We start from the raw sequence: 17,231 nt of genomic DNA, 5'->3' as shown, positions 1-17,231 counted from the left end.
TTGGCGGCCGGGGTCTGCCGTACGGCATAGGGCCCGCGGACGATGTGGGACCGGCGGCAAGACGCATAGGCTCAGGTCGTGGAACGGACGACGCGCGTGTCCCCGGAGCCAGTGCGGCGCTATTGGCCGGAGGCCCTGGTCGTTGTGTCGTTGGCGGTGTGCGGCCTGGCACCGTGGCACCGGCAGGCGCTCTTCTGGGGCGGGCTGCCGCTCGCCTTCGCGCTCTTTTGCGTCACGTCCCTGCGCCCGGCCCGCACGGCGGGAATCGCCCTGGCCGCGGCCCTGGCGACGGCGGTGTCCACCGGCCTGCCCAGGTTCGAACACGCCGGGGCCGTGGTGCCCTTCGCGCTGCTCTTCGCCGTCGCCTGGGCGGTGGGCTTCGCGGTCGGCCAGCGGCGCCGGTATCTGCACGCGCTGCTGCGCCAGGAACGCGACCGCGCCGATCGGGAGGCGGCGGCGGAACGACTGCGGATCGCCCGCGAATTGCACGACGGCATCGCCCACTCGATGAGCGTGATCTCCGTCCAGGCGGGCTTCGGCCGCCTGGTGCTCGACGACCGTCCCCAGGACGCGGGGAGCGCGCTGGAGGCGATCGAGACCACCGGCCGGGAGACCCTCGTCGAACTGCGCCGCATGCTCGGCGTCCTGCACGAGGACCCCCACGACGCCGACGACACGGGCTTGCCCCCCGCCCCCACCCTCGCTGACCTGAACCGGCTCACCGAACAGACCCGGCGCCCCGGCCTGCGGATCGACCTCGACGTCGCGGGGCACGCCAGGCCCCTGCCACCGGGCCTTGAGACAGCTGCCTACCGGATCGTCCAGGAGGCGCTGACCAACGTGGTCAAGCACGCCGACGCGAGCACCGTGAAGGTCACCGTCACCTACGGACCCGGCGAGTTGAGCCTCACGGTGGTCGATGACGGCAGCATCCGACCGGTCCCCGCGCGTGTCGGCCGAGGGCTGACCGGGATGCGTGAGCGCGTCGCCCTCTACGGCGGCACCTTGCAAGCCGGGCCGGCTGCGACCGGCGGCTTCCGGGTACGAGCCGGCATCCCCCTCGACCGGCCACAGGCCACCGTCGACGTATGGGAGCGGTCGTGACCATCCGGGTCCTGGTCGCCGACGACCAGCAGCTGATCCGCGTCGGCCTGGCCGGAATCGTGGACACCGCCACGGACCTCACGTCGATCGGGAGCGTCGCGACGGGCCGGGACGCCGTCGCGGCCGCCGCCGAACACCGGCCCGACGTCGTCCTGATGGACGTACGGATGCCCGAGATGGACGGCATCGAAGCCACCCGACGCATCACCACCGCCGGGCACGCCCGTGTCCTGATGCTCACCACCTTCGACCTCGACGAGTACGTCTTCGGCGCACTGCGCGCCGGGGCCAGCGGCTTCCTCCTCAAGGACGCACCGGCCCTCGACCTGCTGTCCGCCGTCCGCACCGTCGCCCAGGGCGAGGCACTGCTCGCGCCCCGCATCACCAAACGGCTCATTGCGGCATACGTCGACAGGCCCGCACCACGGCACTTCAAGGAACCGCCGCGGCTGCCCGAGGCCGTCACCACGCGTGAACGCGAAGTGCTGCTGCTCGTCGCCGAGGGATTCACCAACGCCGAGATCGCCGAACGGCTGTACATCGGCGCGGGAACGGTGAAGACCCACATCGCCTGGCTGCTGACCAAGCTTGACGCCCGCGACCGCGTCCAACTCGTCATCCACGCCTACCGCAGCGGCCTCACCGGCTGAAGCGGCCGACTTACGTTGCGAGCAGCCCGCGGCCGAACCAGTCCTTTTCGTCGCGTACGCCGGGCAGGGCGAAGTAGTAGCCCCCGCCGGTCGGGGAGATGTAGTCGACGAGGGGGCACCCCACGCTGGGGGGGGACTGTGGCTCACCTTCCGCCGCCGGCAGCGGCCAGTTGGAGTTCCCCGCTGGTGGCCAGTTCGCGGGGAGATAGCTGGCCACCAGTGAGTACTCAGTGTTGATGAAGTTGAGGTGGCCATGTCTGTACTCAGGCGGTCGTCGTCCTGGGGGTGCTTTTGAAGTAGAGCGACGACTCCCGCTTCCACAGCAGCGCAGTGGCCGTCAGTGCGCTCACGCACGGCAGTACGCCGACCGCCGTCATCAGGAGCGGGTGCGGCTGGCTGAAGTTGTAGACAGCCGCAACGCTGCCGAGCGCGACGACGGCAGTACCCGCGCCACGCACCCATCGTCGGCCTCGCCGGCTTGCCCTCGCCATCCACACGAACAGGGCAGCGCCGATCGCTGCGAGCGTGAACAGATAGGTGAGAATGCTCGATTCGGCCATCCCGGTCTCATTGGTGCTGCGCCGCGGGTACGCCTGGTGGAGTTGCTGTGCGAGGTCGTTGCCCGCGGCTTGGTCGATGACGATGACCACCGCAGCGGTCATGGCCAGAACGGCCGCTCCGTACAACGCGGTGGCTGCCTTGCGGACGGACTCGGGCGGGAGCTGTTCAGACATCGGATCCTCCGTGCTGGATGGCATGATGGAACTTGAGATATGATGTCTCAAGTTCCATCGAGACGATAGGGGCAGAATGACGAACGAGCAACCGCCCACAGGATTGGCCCGGCGCCGACGTCGGCTCACCGACGCGGAGACCGGACAGCGCATGCTCGACGCCGCGTTGGCGATGATCGAGCGCACGGGATTGACCGTGAGCCTGGAGCACATCAGCTTCGAGGACGTCATCCGGGACGCGGGGGTCGCTCGCAGTGCCGTCTACCGCCGCTGGCCCTACAAAGACTTGTTCTTCAGCGACCTGCTCATGGAACTCGCCAAGCAGGCACCCGCTTCGGCCGATGCCGACGGTCGGCCGAGCGAGGACGCGGTCATGAGACTGGCCCGCGAACGCATCGATCAGTTCGCCACCGCCCGGGGCCGCCACGACCTCTGCGTCGAACTGCTGCGCCAGGGGGCATTGCGGGACTTCGAGGCGATGTACGCCTCAACGCAGTGGCATACCTACATCGCCCTGCACGCAACGTTCCTCGGCTTGGCCGACGGTACGTTGCGCACCGAGGTCCAGGCCGCACTCGAATCCGCCGAACGCGGACTCAACGACCAGATCGCGCACTCGTACGAACGGCTGACCGCCCTGCTCGGCCTGCGCCTCCGCCCCGACCTCCATACCGACTTCGGGGAGTTGGCCACCTCTCTGAGCGCGACCATGCGCGGCTTCGTACTTACTGCGCTGTCCCGCCCAGACCTTGCCGAGCGCACTGTCAGGCAGGGGGCTTTCGGCGCCACCTACGCGGCCGAATGGTCGCAGCCGGCTCTGGGGATCACCGCCGCCGCCCTGGCGTTCCTCGAACCTGACCCGCAAGTGGAGTGGTCCGAAGGGCGCCTTGCGCAGGTGGCACGGGTGCTGGAGTCCTGACCCCACCGCTCTCCCCGCAGCCAGACAGGTGACCAAGATGAGTCACCCCGTGTGACATTCGCTCTGGCCGTACAAGGGGAATTTCAACGGGCCGCTGACACGCCGCCGCAAATGACATCGGGACACCCCCAGGCTGGTGGGGAGGACGACACAGTCGCCGGCCGGCTCGCCGGTCCCGGCAGATCACCTTGATCTCGGGATGCTCGATCGAGGCAGCAGATCGCTGGCATTTGCTGCGCTCGCTCGCCCGCGCGGTCGAACGCACCGCCCACCAGCACCGCGCCCGCCTGCGAAAAGACGCCGAGACCGGTGATCTGGACGAACCCGCAGAGCCGCCGGATCCCGTGGTCCTGGCAGCCCTGATCGAACCGCCGGAGCCGGCCGACCCACCCGACGGCCAGCTCCTGGCCCGCGTCCGCCAATGGCACACCGACATCCATCAGCTTCGCGAACGCGACTGGACCATCAGCGCGATCGCCCGCCGCCTGGGCCGGGACCGCAAGACAGTGCGCCACTACTTGACCACGGACCTCGACCAGATCCGCGCCTCTGCCCGCGAACGCCGCCCGAATGGCCACATCAACCGCTTCAAGCCCTACCTACAACACCGCTTCCGCAGCGGCGCTACCAACGGTTACCACCGGCATCGCGAGCGGCCAGGTGCCGGGGATGGCTTCAACTGCACGTTGAACATCAGCCGTTGTCCTGCCGGTCACGACCAGATCCATTCCTTCCAAGCCGGGCTCCAGGCAAAGCAGCAGGCCAGAGGAAGAGAACCAGCGAACGGGTTGCCCCATCGGCTCGAACCACGCTGGATACGGCGGCAAGGCAACCGGAGCGAACTGCTCTTCCAGACAGGCAACCACCTCGTGCGTTGCCTGACAGGTGCGGCCCTCGGTCCAATTGGCCATGGCGGCTTCGCTCAGGACGGTTTCCACACAGGCCAGCGACAGGCGGTCGAGGAAGTGGAGTCGGCCGGAACCAGGGAGGCGATCAGCGAACAGGACGACCGGCGGGTCCTCACGGGAAAGGTCAGCCAGGGCCACGCCCCACCCGGCGCAGCCTTGGTTCTCGCTGCGGAATACCAGCAGTTCACCGGAAGGGTCGAGTAGCAGCTCGTCCGGCCCCAGCAACGGATTCTGCTGGGCGACCAGGTCACGCCGTCGACCGAACAACGCATACGCCTCCCTGAGAGCGACTGGGAGGCGTATGCCGAGTCGGTCCTCGGCTCGCTGCACCTCAGCCGATGTGAACCCATCAGCCGGCGACACCGGGGTGGACCAGGCAACAGCGAAGCCTCGGACGAATGCCCATGCATCCGCACGGGCCGGGAATCCACCAGCCAGCGCCTCAGCTACGTCGAACCTGTCAGCCATGCCGCCGACCCTACGCGGTCGCCGCCCCTGTGCAGGACGGCACCGTGATCGTCACGAAGTATCCGTCACAGCCGTTTTCACAGATCCTCATCATCGGTGGGCGGTGGTCCCGAAGGACGGCTTCCATGTGTTGCGGCACACCTGTGCCTCGTTCATGCATGCTGGAGTCCGGAGAGTCCGTCGTGACCTTGGTGCGGCGGGCTGTTCGGGAAGCAGGGAGAACCGCATGCCAGTCGGAACTCCCCAGATTCTCCCCAGGGCCGTTGCCGGGCGATTCCCGCTCTGGCGCCCGGCCGACGGGAGTCGTGGATCGCATGGTTGAAGAGATGGGTGTCCTGGGAAAATGCTGAGAGAGGTCACTGCGACCCGCTACATCGAGCCGTTGCGGGCTGGGGGCTCCGTGCCCGGCGTCGTCGAGGCCGATGACCTGGGCACGTACGTCGTGAAGTTCACCGGGTCCGCGCAGGGCCGCAAGGCGCTGGTCGCCGAGATCATCGTCGGCGAACTCGCACGCCGTCTCGGTCTGCGCTTCCCCGAACTGGTCCTCGTCGACTTCGACCCCGCGGTCGCCGCGGACGAACCCCACCAGGAGGTCCAGGACCTGCTGCGGGCCAGCGCCGGTCTCAACCTGGGCATGGACCTCCTGCCGGGCGCGGCGGACTTCACCCCCGAAGCGCTGGACGTGGACCCGCTGGAGGCGGGCAAGGTGGTGTGGCTCGACGCCCTCACCGCGAACGTCGACCGCACGGTGCACAGTTCGAACCTGATGATCTGGCCCACGTCAGGCCTTCAGCCCCCTCGCCTCTGGCTGATCGACCACGGCGCGGCCCTGGTCTTCCACCACCGCTGGGGAGCGTCGCCGCCCGACAAGGCGTACGACTTCCGCCACCACGCCCTCGGCGGTTACGCCCCCGACACGGCTGCCGCCGACGCGGGGCTGGCCCCGCTCGTCACGGAGGCCGCGCTCCGCGAGATCGTCGGCCTCGTGCCGGAGGCGTGGCTGGCGGATGAGCCGGGTTTCTCGTCCCCGGACGAGGTCCGCGACGCCTACGTCACCCACCTCCTGTCCCGCGCCCGCTCGTCGGCGACGTGGCTGCCGACGGGCTTCCCCAGCAGGGAGGAACTGGCGGCGGCGGACGCGAAGCGTGCGGCGGCGACGGAGGAGGGCCGCCCGGCCTGGCTGAAGCGTGTGCCGGACCTGCACGGCAAGCCGTCAGCGGAGCGGGATTGGTCGGGACACGTCGGATGACTACGAGGCCTCGCCGGCTGCTCTCCCTGGGGCGGCGTCGGGCATGGCGCGGACGCGGCGCCGTAGAGCGTGGGCGCCGCTCCACGCTCGATGAGAGTCCGTCGGTGTAGCCGCCACCCGTGGCTTGCCGGACACGCGGAGATCAGTCCTTCTTTACCCGCTCAAGAACAAGGTCCGCTGACGTTGCCATCAACTGCTGCCGTCAGACAGTCGAGAGGCCCCTCCGGAACCTTCGGAGGGGCCTCTCGCTTTGCCTGTGCTACAGAAAGTGCGTCGATCATCTGACGGAACCAGACGGACATCTGTATCCCGTCTTGGCGCGGGTCATAGCAGGCTCCAGCCGTATCGAGCCAAAGCGCAGCTAGCTCCTCCTCGTGTGCACCCGAACTCAACACGCTTTCCATAGCGTGCCTCAGTTCCTCGACCACCTCGGGGGGTTCACCATCTCGGAACTCCATCAAGATCTGAATGGGCTCCTCTGCCTCCAGATCGTAATCTTGATGGAAATACGCCTGTGCGAGATATTGAAGTCTTTCCATGTCCATCACGGGCTCGGGTAGGAGGTGACGATGTGGTATCCGTTCGGCATCGAAGGATTCCGCTGCAAGACGGTGGTCACCCCCGAAGGTGAGAGGATGCCCTGCGTGGCACGCTCGTACACCCTTCCATCCGCGGCATTCATCGGCCCGTTAATCACCAGACGTCTTCCATTTCCCGAAATCCATTGAGAGATTTGCCCTTGATTGGCGGCAAGGTCTCCACCCGTAGCCCTCTCTGCTCCTGCCAAATCGGGTTGTGAACGAGTACCGGCGTCTCGCCCGCCAGCACATAGTACGTATGCAGACCCTCGACGGTGAGGTTGTACGTGCGCGCGTGATCCCGGTACTGACGAGCCGCCGTCACGGTGACCGTGCGGCCCTCGTCCGTGCGCAGGGTCATGCCCGGCTTGAGGTCTCCGGCCTTGACCCAGTCCTTCTTGTCTACCGACCAGAAGGGGTGCTCGTACGTGGCGGTCAGCTTCTCGCTGCCCTCGGGTGTGGCGATCGTCAGCTCGGTGAACTGCTTGTCGTCGTCGGTGACGATCGTCGCCGTGACTTCGCGTTCGCGGGTTTCACCCGTTTCCGGGTCCGTGGCCAGGACCTTGTCGCCGAGTTCTACGTCCTCGATGTTCTTGGACGATCCGTCGGCCATGAGGACCCCGGTGCCGGCGAGGAAGCACTTGCAGCCTGAAGGGGCGCTCTTCTTCGCCTTTCCTGCTGCTTCCGCTCCCCCTTCCGTCTTCTTGAGGTCCTTGACAATGCCCTTGAACGGCTTGAGCCATTTACCCATGGGCAGGTCCAGCAAGGTGTTCCCGCACGCCACGCTGACACCGGGGTGCTGCCCGCATTCCTCCCACGAGTTGACGTCGGGGAGGACGAATTCCTTCGTTGCCTCGGCTGCGCCACCACTGGAGAAGAAGTCGTTCAACGGTCGGAAGATCCCGTGGTTCAGGACACCGAAACCACCGTCGATCCCGTATGAGGTCCGGGACATGCTCTTGGAGCCGCCCCCGCGGAACACGGCACTACTCGCGTGCCCACCGCCGCTGTACCCGCTACTGCGGTACCCGCCACGACTCGCACCGCCGCTGCCGCGGTAGCCACCCCGGTTCGCCGAGACCGCCTTCTGGAAGGTTTTGATGACCGTCTTGGCGAACTTGGTGATCGCGCACATGAGGCAGCCGAAGAGGCGCCCGGTGGGATCGCTGAAGGTGACGGGGTTGTTGTTGCTGTAGGTGTAGCCGTTGATCTGTTGAGGGTCCGTCAGGTCCATCACCGGGTCGACGGAGAGGAAGCGGCCCGTTGACGGGTCGTACTCTCGGGCGCCGAGGTGGGTCAGGCCCGTGGACTTGGTGTCGTCGGTACCGCCGACGAAACCCTTGGTGCCGGGCCAGGACTTCGGGGTGTCACCGCGTGGCCCGCCGAAGGGGAGCGTGCGGCGCTGGGTCAGCTTCAGGTCGGCCGCGGCGACGGAGAGTTGGCCGGTGCCCTGGTGGTCGGCAGTGGTGAAGGTGATCGTGCCGTCATCCGCCTTGACGGCCTGGTGGCCGTCGCCCAGGGGGGTGTAGACGGTTGCCCTCGGTGTCGTAGACGTACTCGGTGACCTTGTCCTTGCCGTCCTCACCGGGTTCGGTGACCTTGGCGAGGTGGCCTTCGGTGTCCCAGCTCAGGTGCTGGGTGTCACCGTGCAGAGTGCGGGTGTTGGTGTTGCCCGTCTCGTCGTAGCCGTAGGAGTCCTTGGTGGCGGTGCCGCCGGGCTTGTCGGTGGTGACCGAGGTCAGCGTGTGCGGCTGCGGGGCGCCGGGCTTGGGGTGGTCGTAAGTGCGCTTGGTGTCCTTGGTGCTGTCCCCCGCGGTGTCGTGGAGGGTTTCGGTCGTGCGGTTGCCGGCCTTGTCGTAGGTGTAGGAGTGCCAGTACGGGGCCGGGCCGCCCGTCTGTCCCGCCGCCGGAGCCGGTGCACAGGTCTTGACGCCCTGAGTCCACGACTCGGTCATCCGCCGCGGGTGGTCGTAACTGAAGCACTGCGTGTCGGTGCCCGTGCGGGAGGCGTCCGAGACGGACAGGACGTTGCCCGCCTGGTCGTAGCGGTAGGTGTCGTGCTGATCGACACCGGCCTGGTCCTCGCGATCGACGCGGGCGGTGGCCAGGCGTTGGGTGCCCCACTCGTAGGTGTTGGTGGCCCAGACCTTCTTGCCGCCCTTGCCCGCCAGTTGGTACTGGAGCGCCTTGCCCGTCAACGAATAGCTGGTGTCGGCCCCCTTTGGGGCGGAGCCTTCCGGGCGCACCGGCCCCCGAACACGACCGAGCCCCCGGCGCTGTGCGGTGCCGGGGGCTCGGTGTGGAACGGGTTGTGCGAGGTCAGCGCAACTGCTCGTACGCCGGCAGCGTCAGGAAGTCCGCGTAGTCCGCGTCCAGGGAGACCTGGAGGAGGAGGTCGTGGGCCTGCTGCCACTTGCCCGCCGTGAAGGCCTCGTCGCCGATCTCGGTGCGGATCGCGGTGAGTTCCTCGGCGGCGACCTTGCGGGCCAGGTCCGCCGTCGCCGTCTCGCCGTTCTCGAAGACGACGCCCGCGTTGATCCACTGCCAGATCTGCGAGCGGGAGATCTCGGCGGTGGCCGCGTCCTCCATGAGGTTGAAGATGGCGACGGCGCCGAGGCCGCGCAGCCAGGCCTCGATGTAGCGGATGCCGACCTGGACGGCGTTGACCAGGCCGTCGTACGTGGGCTTCGCGTCGAGGGAGTCGATGGCGATCAGGTCGCCCGGGGCGACGCTGACGTCCTCGCGCAGGCGGTCCTTCTGGTTCGGCTTCTCGCCGAGCACCGCGTCGAAGGACTTCATCGCGATCGGGACCAGGTCCGGGTGCGCGACCCAGGAGCCGTCGAAGCCGTCGCCCGCCTCGCGGTCCTTGTCGTTCTTGACCTTCTCGAAGGCGACCTTGTTGACCTCCGCGTCCCTGCGGGACGGGATGAACGCGGCCATGCCGCCGATCGCATGCGCGCCGCGCTTGTGGCAGGTGCGGACGAGGAGTTCGGTGTACGCCCGCATGAACGGGGCGGTCATCGTCACCAGGTTGCGGTCCGGCAGGACGAATTTCGAGCCGCCGTCGCGGAAGTTCTTGACGATGGAGAAGAGGTAGTCCCAGCGGCCCGCGTTCAGGCCGGAGGCGTGGTCGCGCAGCTCGTAGAGGATCTCCTCCATCTCGTACGCGGCCGTGATCGTCTCGATGAGGACCGTGGCGCGGACGGTGCCCTGGGGGACGCCGACGTAGTCCTGCGCGAAGACGAAGATGTCGTTCCAGAGGCGCGCCTCCAGGTACGACTCCGTCTTCGGGAGGTAGAAGTACGGGCCCTTGCCGAGCTCGATGAGGCGCTTGGCGTTGTGGAAGAAGTACAGGCCGAAGTCGACGAGCGCGCCGGGGACGGGCTGCCCTTCGAGCTGCAGGTGGCGCTCGTCCAGGTGCCAGCCGCGCGGGCGCATCACGACGGTGGCGAGCTCGCCCGCGTCCTTCAGGGCGTACGACTTGCCGGTGCGCTCGTCCGCGAAGTCGATGCGGCGCTCGTAGGCGTCGGCGAGGTTGAGCTGACCGAGGACCACGTTCTCCCAGGTGGGCGCGGAGGCGTCCTCGAAGTCGGCGAGCCAGACCTTGGCGCCCGAGTTCAGGGCGTTGATGGTCATCTTGCGGTCGGTCGGGCCCGTGATCTCCACGCGGCGGTCGTTCAGCGCGGCGGGCGCCGGGGCGACTCGCCACGAGTCGTCCGCGCGGATCGCGGCCGTCTCCGGCAGGAAGTCGAGGGTCGAGGTGCGGGCGATCTCCGCACGGCGCTCGGCGCGGCGGGTGAGGAGCTCGTCACGGCGGGGCGTGAACAGCCGGTGCAGCTCGGCCACAAAGGCGAGGGCCGCGTCGGTGAGCACCTCCTCCTGCCGGGGCAGGGGCTCTGCGTCGACGATGGCCAGCGGCGACGGCGCTAGTGCGGACATGAGCTGTCACTTCCTTCAGAGAGCTGCACGGACGGTGGTGCCTGACGAGCCGCCGGGCAGACACGGTGACACTGGGTGCCACCCGAGCCGAGGTACGGCTGTGGGCCCCGTCCGAGGTAACGGGCCTTCTGTTCAGTGGATACTAGTTTCCTCATGGTGGAAGTTCAATGGTTTGTTGACGTCGAGATTCTCTCCGTCGACAGAACATGGCGCTGAGTGCCACCCCGGTCACTCCAAGTGGATCAGGTCCTCGACGGTGTCTATGTCGTGTGCCCGCGCCACGTCCCCGCACTCGACCAGCGTCAGATCGGCCGCGTGCTCCTTCAGGTAGGCGCGCGCTCCCCGGTCGCCCACCGCGCTCGCCGTGATCCCGGCCCAGTGCGCGGAGCCGAACAGGACCGGGTGGCCCCGCACCCCGTCGTACGCCGCCGCCGCGAGCGTCGAGGGCGAGCGGTAGGCGGCGCGCACCCGGGCCGTCGCCGCCGCGCCGATCCCCGGCTGGTCGACCAGCGAGACGAGCGCCGCCGAGCCGCCCGTGCCCCGCAGCGACTCCAGGCCCGCCCGCAGCGAGGACCCCATGCCCTCCTGCCAGTCCGGATTGTCGACAAGGACACACCCGGGCAGCGCGGCCCGCTCGCGTACGGCGTCGGCCGCCGCGCCGAGCACCACGTGCACCCGCGCGCAGCCCGCCTCCCGCAGCACCCCCACCGCGTGCTCCACCAGGGGCCGCCCCCGGTGATCGAGGAGTGCCTTCGGCCGCCCGCCGAGCCTGCGCCCGCCGCCCGCGGCAAGGAGCAGCCCCACGACCTCGCCGGTCGCGGACCCCGGCCCGTTCGTCTCTCGCGTCATGACTCCTGCATACACCGCCCACGCCGCGAAGGCGGCCGGAAAGTGGCGCATCCGCCGCCGTGTGGCGTTTACTGACCCGCGACCCTTCGGCGCCTGACCAGCGCCGGACGGATCGCGGTACGAGATACGAGTGCGGGCATGGGCGTGAGTACGCGCGCGAAGGCGTGCGAGGGGGAGAGCTGTGTTGCGGAGCATGGGGCAGAGACGAGTGACGGACAGCGGCGAGGACCCACGGGCGGCGGAGCTGCATGCCGCCGTGGCCCGGCTGCGCCGCGAACTCGCCGCACACCCCGTCGAGTTCACGGACCGGGGCATCGCCGAGGACGAACTCGCGGCCCTCGCCGAGATGGCCCGCGGCGGCACCCCGGAAGTCCTCAGGATGCGCAGGTCGCTGCTGCTCGTCGCGGGCGCGATCGGCTCGGTCAGCGCACTGGCCGCGGGGCTCGCCGCGGTGCGGGGGGCGGTGGAGATGTTCGGCGACCGGTGACGTGCCGCGGGTGACGTAGGCGGCGCGCTTTCAGGCCACCCAATTGCGGTGCGTGCGCTCCTCGTTGAGCGGGTGTCGCAGATCGCCCGCGAGGGCCGCCGCGAGCCGCCGTACCGCCTGCTCCGACAGCTCGGGCGAGAGCGTGAACGGGACGCGCAGTCGGTGTTCGTGCGTGCCCGGATCCGCGCCGAAGCGCGAGCCGCCCTCGATGCGTACGCCGTGTCCGAGCGCGGCACCGGCGAGCGCGGACGCCACCGGGCGGCCCAGATCCACCCAGAGCGAGAGCCCGCCGGGCGGCAACTTCCAGCGCCACTGGGGCAGATGGCGGGCGAGCGACGCCGTGAGCGCGTCCCGCTGCGCCCGCAGCCTCGGCAGCCGTTCGCGCAGCACGTCGTCCATCCCGCGCAGCAGGTGGAGCGCCACCAGCTGCTCGATGACGGGCGTCGCCATGTCGCTCGGCACCCGCTTCATCGCCAGCTCGGTGATCAGCCGCGACCCCGCCCGCACCCAGCCGATCCGCAGCCCGCCCCAGTGCGTCTTGCTCAACGACCCGACGGTGACGACCTGTTCGGCCGCCCCGTGCGGCGCGAGCGAGGCGAACGGCGCGGGCGGCGGCACGTCGAGCGCGATGTCCGCGATCGTCTCGTCGATCAGCAGCCAGGTGCCCGTGGCGCGGGCCGTCTCCAGGATGCGCACGCGCTGCTCGCGCGGCATCAGACAACCGGTCGGATTCTGGAAGTCCGGTACGAGATAGGCGATGCGGGGCGCCGCCTGCCGCAGCGACGACTCGACGAGACCGCTGTCCCAGCCGTCCTCCGAGACCGGCACGGGCACCGCGCGCAGGCCCGCCCCGCGGATCGCGTCGAGGGCGTTCGGATACGACGGGTTCTCCACCAGGACCCGGTCGCCCTGCCTGCCGAGCAGGGCCAGCGTCAGCGACAGCGCGTGCTGGGCGCCCGTGGTGATCAGGATCTGGTCGGGCAGCGTCGGCAGCCCGCGCCGCGTGAAGCGCTCCGCGACCGCCGCCCTCAACTCCGGTATGCCGTACGGGTGGTAGCCCGGCGTCGGCGCGTGCTCGGCCAGCATCGTGGCCGCCGCGCCGAGCGCCGCGGTGAGCTCGGGCTCCGGGGCGCCGGGCGCGGCCACCGCGAGATCGAGCACGCCGTCACCCGCCGGGAACGCCGCGACACTGGCCGGTCGCTGCCCCTCGGGCAGCTCGGTCCAGGTACCGGCCCCGCGACGGCTGCGTACGTAGCCGCCCTCGCGCAGCACGTCGTACGCCGCCGTGACCGTGGCCCGGCTGACCCCGAGCGCCGTGGCCAGCTCCCGCTCGGCGGGCAGCCGGGTGTGCAGCGGGACACGGCCGTCGAGCAGGAGGGTGCGCACGCCGTGGGCGAGCGCGCGGTAGCCCGGGTGCTCGCCGGACGTGCCGTGCAGCAGCGCGGCGAACTGTCGACTGCCGAGCCGTCTGTCCACGGCGTGGACCGCTGATACCTCTGCCATGCCAACTCCCTCGTATTGGCCCTGCCTGCCAGGCCAATGAGCCTACAGACTTCCTCTCAGGCACCTTGAGTCGGCCTTTTGGCCTGGAAGGGAACGGCAATGGCACGGACGGGGAGTGGAGAAGAACGCCTGGTCGGCGAGGCCGAGGGGTGCGTGATCGTCGGGGTGAGCGGCTCGCTGGCGAGTCTCGCGGCGCTGCGGGCCGGTGCCGAGGAGGCGCGGCGCGGCGGCCGTCGGCTCGTCGCGGTCATCGCCTGGGAGCCGCCGGAGGGCGAGGCGATGTATCTGCGCCACCCCGACCGGGCCTGGGCGCTGCACTGGCAGGGCCAGGCGCGGGCCCGGCTCGACCGTGCCTTCGAGAGCGTCTTCGGCGGCCTGCCGACCGGGATCGGGACGGTGGAGCGCCGGGTCGTCAGGGCCCGTCCTGGCCGGGCCCTGTGCGAGCTCGCGGGGCACCCGGACGACCTCGTCGTCCTCGGCGCGCGCCCCGGCCGCCGCCGCGCGAGCAGGATCCACCGCCACGTCACCGCGCACGCGGGCTGCGCCGTCCTCACGGTGCCCGCACCGGCCGTGCCGAAGGGCCTGCGGAAGGCGCTGCGGCGGGTCACCGCGGACGACTTCGCCCTGGTGGGGCGGTGAACGCGGGGGTCTGGTCAGGCGCCCCGCCTGATCAGGCCGCGTGAGGTCGCCGCCGCGACCGCCGCCGTACGGGAGTCCACGCCGAGCTTCGCGTAGATGTGCACCAGATGGGACTTCACCGTGGCCTGGCTCAGGAACAGCTCCTTGCTGATCCGCTGGTTCGACAGACCGTCCCGCACCAGGCGAAGGACCTCCAGTTCCCGGCGGCTGAGCGCCTCCCCGGGCGCCCGCATCCGGTCCATCAGGCGGTGCGCGATCGCGGGCGCCAGCGCCGAGCGGCCCGACGCGGCGGTGCGGACCGCCGCGGCCAGCTCCTCCGGCGGCGCGTCCTTGAGGAGATAACCGGCCGCCCCCGCCTCGACCGCCGCGAGGATGTCCGCGTCCGTGTCGTACGTCGTGAGCACGAGCACCCGCGGCGCCCCCTCGCGCGCGGTGATCTCGGCCGTCGCCGCCGAGCCGTGCATCCCCGCGCCGAACTGCAGGTCCATCAGGACCACGTCGACGCCGCCGCCCGCGGCCCGCTCCACCGCGGCCTCCGCCGTCGCCGCCTCCGCGACGATCTCGAAGTCCGGCTCGGCGTCGAGCACGGCGCGCAGACCGGCGCGTACGACGGGGTGGTCGTCGGCGAGGAGGAGGCGGACGGTCCGGGCGGTGTTCGGTGTCATGCTGCCGCCCCCTCCCGGGTGAGGGCGGGCAGTGGCAGCGAGATCGCCACCGCCGTGCCCTGGCCCGTGCCGGACTCGACGGTGAACGTGCCGCCCAGCGACTCCGCGCGCGACCGCATCGCGGGAAGCCCGAAGCCACCGTCGCCGCCGTCGCCGCTGTTCCGTGGTGCGTCGGTGTGCGGCTCCGTCACCGGGTCGAAACCGCGGCCGTCGTCCACCACGTCGAGCGTGACGGACGCGTCCATGAACGTCAGCGTGATCTCGGCGCGGTCCGCCGCCGCGTGCCGCACCGTGTTCGCGAGCGCGGACTGTGCGATGCGCAGCAGCGCCACTTCGTACGGCGTGGGGAGCTCGGTCGGCGTGCCGCTCACGGAGAAGCGGACCCGCGGGCCGGGGCTCGACGTGCTCAGCCGCTCCAGCGCCCCGGCCAGCGAACCGTGCTCCAGGTCCGGCGGCGTCAGCGCGCGGACGAAGCGGCGCGCCTCGGCGAGGTTGTCCTGCGCCGCGGCGCGCGCCCGCTCGATGTGCGGGGCGGCGGGCGAGCCCGCGGGAAGTCCGCGCTGCGCCGCCCGCAGCAGGAGCTGGATCGAGGAGAGGCCCTGCGCGAGCGTGTCGTGGATCTCGCGCGCGAGCCGCTCGCGCTCGGCGAGCGTGCCCGCCGTGCGCTCGGCGGCGGCGAGCTCGGCGCGGGTCGCCACCAGCTCGTCGATCAGCTCGCGGCGGTGCTCGCTCTCGCGGTACAGCGCCTGGTACCCGAGCACCGTGACCACGGCCACCGCCGCGCCGAGCAGCGGCCCTATGAAGCTGCCCGGAGTGACCTGCGCGCTGTGCACGAGGAAACTCGCGATCGCCGCGGCGGCCGTGCCGAGCACCGCGGGGAGCGCCCAGCGGAACGGGAGCAGGTGGAGCTGGAGGAAGTAGAGCGGGAACGCCGCCCAGAGCCCGTCGGGGGAGAGCGCGAGCAGCACCAGCCAGCTCGCCCCGAGCGCCACCAGCCAGAGGACCGCTGCGCGGCGTGCGCGGGGGACCCTGGGGTTCAGGGCGCCTGCCGTGTAGACGGCGGCCACGAGGAGCGCGGCCGCGACGATCGCGGCGGGGTTCTCGCCCGTGAGTGCCTTTACCGCGGGCAGGATCAGGAGGCCCGCGAGCAGGGCGTGGAGGCAGAGGCGGAGGGTGAGGGGCACGGGGGTCGGGGGTGCGGTCTCAGTCCCGGTCTCGGTCCCGGTCCCGGTCTGGGTCTCTTGGGGGCGCGGCATGGTTCTTCCAGCGTAGGAGGGGGATCGGGGGCGTTTTGGGGTGGCCTCGCATGGTTGTGCCCCCTTTACCGTACGGGGCGGTTCCCGTCGTGCCGTCAACCGAAAGTTTGAAAGACGGCTCCCTCCTTCGATTCGGGTGAAGCGTGCTGTGGCGCGATGCCCGGAGGGTGGGCGTGGCCGCAGGGTGGGGGCATGTTCGTCGCATGGAGAGACCTGCGGTTCGCCAAGGGGCGGTTCGCCCTCATGGGGGCCGTCGTCGTATTGATCACCCTGCTCGTCGGCCTGCTGTCCGGGCTGACCGCGGGGCTCGCCAAGGAGAACACCTCGGCGATCACCGGGCTGCCCGCCGACCAGCTGGCCTTCGCCGCGCCCCCCGACGGCCAGTCCGTCTCCTTCACCAACTCGCTCGTACCACAGAGCGCCTGGGAGAAGTGGGCCGAGCGCCCCGGGGTGACCTCCGCGCAGCCCATCGGGATCAGCACGCTCAGCGCCACCGCGGGGGAGCGGTCGGGTGCGGTCTCCGCCTTCGGCGTCGAGCCGGACTCGGGGATCGCGCCCGACGGCATCGCGCCGGGCGAGGCGGTGCTCTCCGAGCAGGCCGCCGACGATCTGGGCGTGGGCGTCGGCGACCGGGTCCGCCTGGGCACCGGCGGCCCGCACGAACGCGTCGCGCGGATCGCCTCCGACGCCTCCTACAGCCATACGCCCGTCGTGTGGATCACCCTCGACGACTGGCAGGGGATCGGGCACCGCGGTACGTCCGTCGACGAGCAGGCCACCGTGATCGCGCTGCGGACCGGCGGGAACGGGGTGGACCTCGCCGCGGGTGACAAGGCGGCGGGGACCGAGACCAAGTCTCTGGACGGCGCGTTGAGCGCGATCGGGTCCTACCAGGCCGAGAACGGGTCCCTCCAACTCATGCGGGGGTTCCTGTTCGTCATCTCCGCGCTGGTCATAGGGGCGTTCTTCACGGTGTGGACCATTCAGCGCGCCGGGGACATCGCCGTCCTGAAGGCGCTCGGGGCCTCAACGCCCTATCTGCTGCGGGACGCGCTCGGGCAGGCCGTGGTGATGCTCGTCGCCGGTACGGGGATCGGGACCGCGATCGCCGTGGGGGTGGGGTGGCTCATCGGCGGGGGCGACGTTCCGTTCGTCCTGGAGGCGTCGACCGTGCTGTGGCCCGCCGGGGTGATGGTGGTGCTCGGGGTGCTCGGGGCCGGTCTGTCCGTGCGGCGGATCACCGCCGTGGATCCGTTGGTTGCGTTGGGAAGTGCGAGGTGAGT

16 protein-coding genes and 1 pseudogene are annotated in these 17,231 nt (G+C 70.2%); 8 read left to right on the top strand and 9 right to left on the bottom strand.

The genetic code is table 11. From position 1 onward, the window contains the following. Positions 1–96: 96 nt before the first annotated feature. The gene (locus CP970_RS07920; RefSeq protein ID WP_169801240.1) at positions 97–1,104 is read left to right on the top strand and encodes a sensor histidine kinase; all 1,008 of its coding nucleotides are present in this window, start codon (positions 97–99) and stop codon (positions 1,102–1,104) included. Beyond that, a complete protein-coding gene (locus tag CP970_RS07915; protein WP_107098970.1) occupies positions 1,089–1,754 on the top strand; it encodes a response regulator in 666 nt (221 codons plus the stop codon). Before CP970_RS07920 ends, CP970_RS07915 begins: the two co-directional genes overlap by 16 nt. Positions 1,755–2,017: 263 nt before the next feature. Here CP970_RS07915 and CP970_RS07910 read toward each other — a convergent pair whose 3' ends face one another. Beyond that, entirely contained in the window at positions 2,018–2,488 is a 471-nt protein-coding gene (locus tag CP970_RS07910) for a hypothetical protein (protein WP_055549159.1), read from the bottom strand. Between the two features lie 76 nt (positions 2,489–2,564). Between CP970_RS07910 and CP970_RS07905 the strand changes: the two genes are divergently transcribed. The 3 genes from CP970_RS07905 to CP970_RS07895 all read left to right on the top strand — a co-directional run bounded on the left by CP970_RS07905 (position 2,565) and on the right by CP970_RS07895 (position 6,032). Further along, positions 2,565–3,407: a TetR/AcrR family transcriptional regulator gene (locus tag CP970_RS07905; RefSeq protein ID WP_206188656.1), complete on the top strand. Its 843-nt coding sequence runs from the start codon at positions 2,565–2,567 to the stop codon at positions 3,405–3,407. A gap of 188 nt (positions 3,408–3,595) precedes the next feature. Further along, positions 3,596–4,519: a hypothetical protein gene (locus CP970_RS44090; RefSeq protein WP_191094883.1), complete on the top strand. Its 924-nt coding sequence runs from the start codon at positions 3,596–3,598 to the stop codon at positions 4,517–4,519. Between the two features lie 607 nt (positions 4,520–5,126). Then, complete coding sequence (locus tag CP970_RS07895) at positions 5,127–6,032, top strand: HipA family kinase (protein WP_055549151.1); 906 nt, start codon at positions 5,127–5,129, stop codon at positions 6,030–6,032. A gap of 161 nt (positions 6,033–6,193) precedes the next feature. Here the strand turns inward: CP970_RS07895 and CP970_RS07890 are convergent, their stop codons facing one another. The 5 genes and pseudogenes from CP970_RS07890 to CP970_RS07875 form a co-directional block, all read right to left on the bottom strand. Then, a complete protein-coding gene (locus tag CP970_RS07890; RefSeq protein ID WP_224059177.1) occupies positions 6,194–6,577 on the bottom strand; it encodes a contact-dependent growth inhibition system immunity protein in 384 nt (127 codons plus the stop codon). Further along, positions 6,577–6,819: an RNase A-like domain-containing protein gene (locus CP970_RS44085; RefSeq protein ID WP_157877727.1), complete on the bottom strand. Its 243-nt coding sequence runs from the start codon at positions 6,817–6,819 to the stop codon at positions 6,577–6,579. The genes CP970_RS07890 and CP970_RS44085 overlap by 1 nt, the downstream gene beginning before the upstream one ends. A gap of 5 nt (positions 6,820–6,824) precedes the next feature. Then, positions 6,825–8,856, bottom strand: a pseudogene (locus tag CP970_RS07885) (polymorphic toxin-type HINT domain-containing protein); the annotation flags it as partial. Positions 8,857–8,929: 73 nt separating this feature from the next. Continuing rightward, the gene (gene aceB / locus CP970_RS07880) at positions 8,930–10,549 is read right to left on the bottom strand and encodes a malate synthase A (RefSeq protein WP_055549145.1); all 1,620 of its coding nucleotides are present in this window, start codon (positions 10,547–10,549) and stop codon (positions 8,930–8,932) included. 228 nt (positions 10,550–10,777) lie between these two features. Further along, positions 10,778–11,398 carry a nucleotidyltransferase family protein gene (locus tag CP970_RS07875; protein WP_055549142.1) on the bottom strand — a complete coding sequence of 207 codons (621 nt, stop codon included), beginning with the start codon at positions 11,396–11,398 and terminating at the stop codon, positions 10,778–10,780. 181 nt (positions 11,399–11,579) lie between these two features. Between CP970_RS07875 and CP970_RS07870 the strand changes: the two genes are divergently transcribed. Beyond that, on the top strand, positions 11,580–11,885 hold the full coding sequence (locus CP970_RS07870; protein WP_055549140.1) for a DUF5955 family protein: 306 nt from the start codon (positions 11,580–11,582) through the stop codon (positions 11,883–11,885). Between the two features lie 30 nt (positions 11,886–11,915). Here the strand turns inward: CP970_RS07870 and yczR are convergent, their stop codons facing one another. Continuing rightward, positions 11,916–13,388, bottom strand: a complete 1,473-nt coding sequence (gene yczR / locus CP970_RS07865) for a MocR-like transcription factor YczR (RefSeq protein WP_055549138.1) — start codon at positions 13,386–13,388, stop codon at positions 11,916–11,918. Positions 13,389–13,487: 99 nt separating this feature from the next. Here yczR and CP970_RS07860 point away from each other — a divergent pair, with 99 nt between their 5' ends. Then, the gene (locus tag CP970_RS07860; protein WP_055549136.1) at positions 13,488–14,027 is read left to right on the top strand and encodes a universal stress protein; all 540 of its coding nucleotides are present in this window, start codon (positions 13,488–13,490) and stop codon (positions 14,025–14,027) included. A gap of 14 nt (positions 14,028–14,041) precedes the next feature. Here the strand turns inward: CP970_RS07860 and CP970_RS07855 are convergent, their stop codons facing one another. Together CP970_RS07855 and CP970_RS07850 are read right to left on the bottom strand one after the other, a co-directional pair. Next, positions 14,042–14,692 (bottom strand): response regulator, encoded by a 651-nt coding sequence (locus CP970_RS07855; RefSeq protein ID WP_055549134.1) that lies wholly within the window; start codon positions 14,690–14,692, stop codon positions 14,042–14,044. Continuing rightward, positions 14,689–15,948: a sensor histidine kinase gene (locus CP970_RS07850; RefSeq protein ID WP_055549132.1), complete on the bottom strand. Its 1,260-nt coding sequence runs from the start codon at positions 15,946–15,948 to the stop codon at positions 14,689–14,691. Before CP970_RS07850 ends, CP970_RS07855 begins: the two co-directional genes overlap by 4 nt. A 192-nt stretch (positions 15,949–16,140) precedes the next feature. Here CP970_RS07850 and CP970_RS07845 point away from each other — a divergent pair, with 192 nt between their 5' ends. Then, a complete protein-coding gene (locus CP970_RS07845) occupies positions 16,141–17,229 on the top strand; it encodes an ABC transporter permease (RefSeq protein ID WP_055557001.1) in 1,089 nt (362 codons plus the stop codon). Positions 17,230–17,231 lie beyond the last annotated feature (2 nt).

This window comes from Streptomyces kanamyceticus (assembly GCF_008704495.1).
GTDB lineage: Bacteria > Actinomycetota > Actinomycetes > Streptomycetales > Streptomycetaceae > Streptomyces > Streptomyces kanamyceticus.
Note: the sequence above shows the minus strand (reverse complement) of the source record. Positions and strands in the feature narration are given on the sequence as shown.

Coding starts and splice junctions, on each gene's coding strand:
- CP970_RS07915 (WP_107098970.1), top strand. CDS start 1,089: ATGGGAGCGGTCGTGACCATCCGGGTCCTGGTCGCCGACGACCAGCAG.
- CP970_RS07910 (WP_055549159.1), bottom strand. CDS start 2,488: ATGTCTGAACAGCTCCCGCCCGAGTCCGTCCGCAAGGCAGCCACCGCG.
- CP970_RS07905 (WP_206188656.1), top strand. CDS start 2,565: ATGACGAACGAGCAACCGCCCACAGGATTGGCCCGGCGCCGACGTCGG.
- CP970_RS07895 (WP_055549151.1), top strand. CDS start 5,127: ATGCTGAGAGAGGTCACTGCGACCCGCTACATCGAGCCGTTGCGGGCT.
- CP970_RS07890 (WP_224059177.1), bottom strand. CDS start 6,577: ATGGACATGGAAAGACTTCAATATCTCGCACAGGCGTATTTCCATCAA.
- aceB (WP_055549145.1), bottom strand. CDS start 10,549: ATGTCCGCACTAGCGCCGTCGCCGCTGGCCATCGTCGACGCAGAGCCC.
- CP970_RS07875 (WP_055549142.1), bottom strand. CDS start 11,398: ATGACGCGAGAGACGAACGGGCCGGGGTCCGCGACCGGCGAGGTCGTG.
- yczR (WP_055549138.1), bottom strand. CDS start 13,388: ATGGCAGAGGTATCAGCGGTCCACGCCGTGGACAGACGGCTCGGCAGT.
- CP970_RS07860 (WP_055549136.1), top strand. CDS start 13,488: ATGGCACGGACGGGGAGTGGAGAAGAACGCCTGGTCGGCGAGGCCGAG.
- CP970_RS07855 (WP_055549134.1), bottom strand. CDS start 14,692: ATGACACCGAACACCGCCCGGACCGTCCGCCTCCTCCTCGCCGACGAC.
- CP970_RS07850 (WP_055549132.1), bottom strand. CDS start 15,948: ATGCCGCGCCCCCAAGAGACCCAGACCGGGACCGGGACCGAGACCGGG.
- CP970_RS07845 (WP_055557001.1), top strand. CDS start 16,141: ATGTTCGTCGCATGGAGAGACCTGCGGTTCGCCAAGGGGCGGTTCGCC.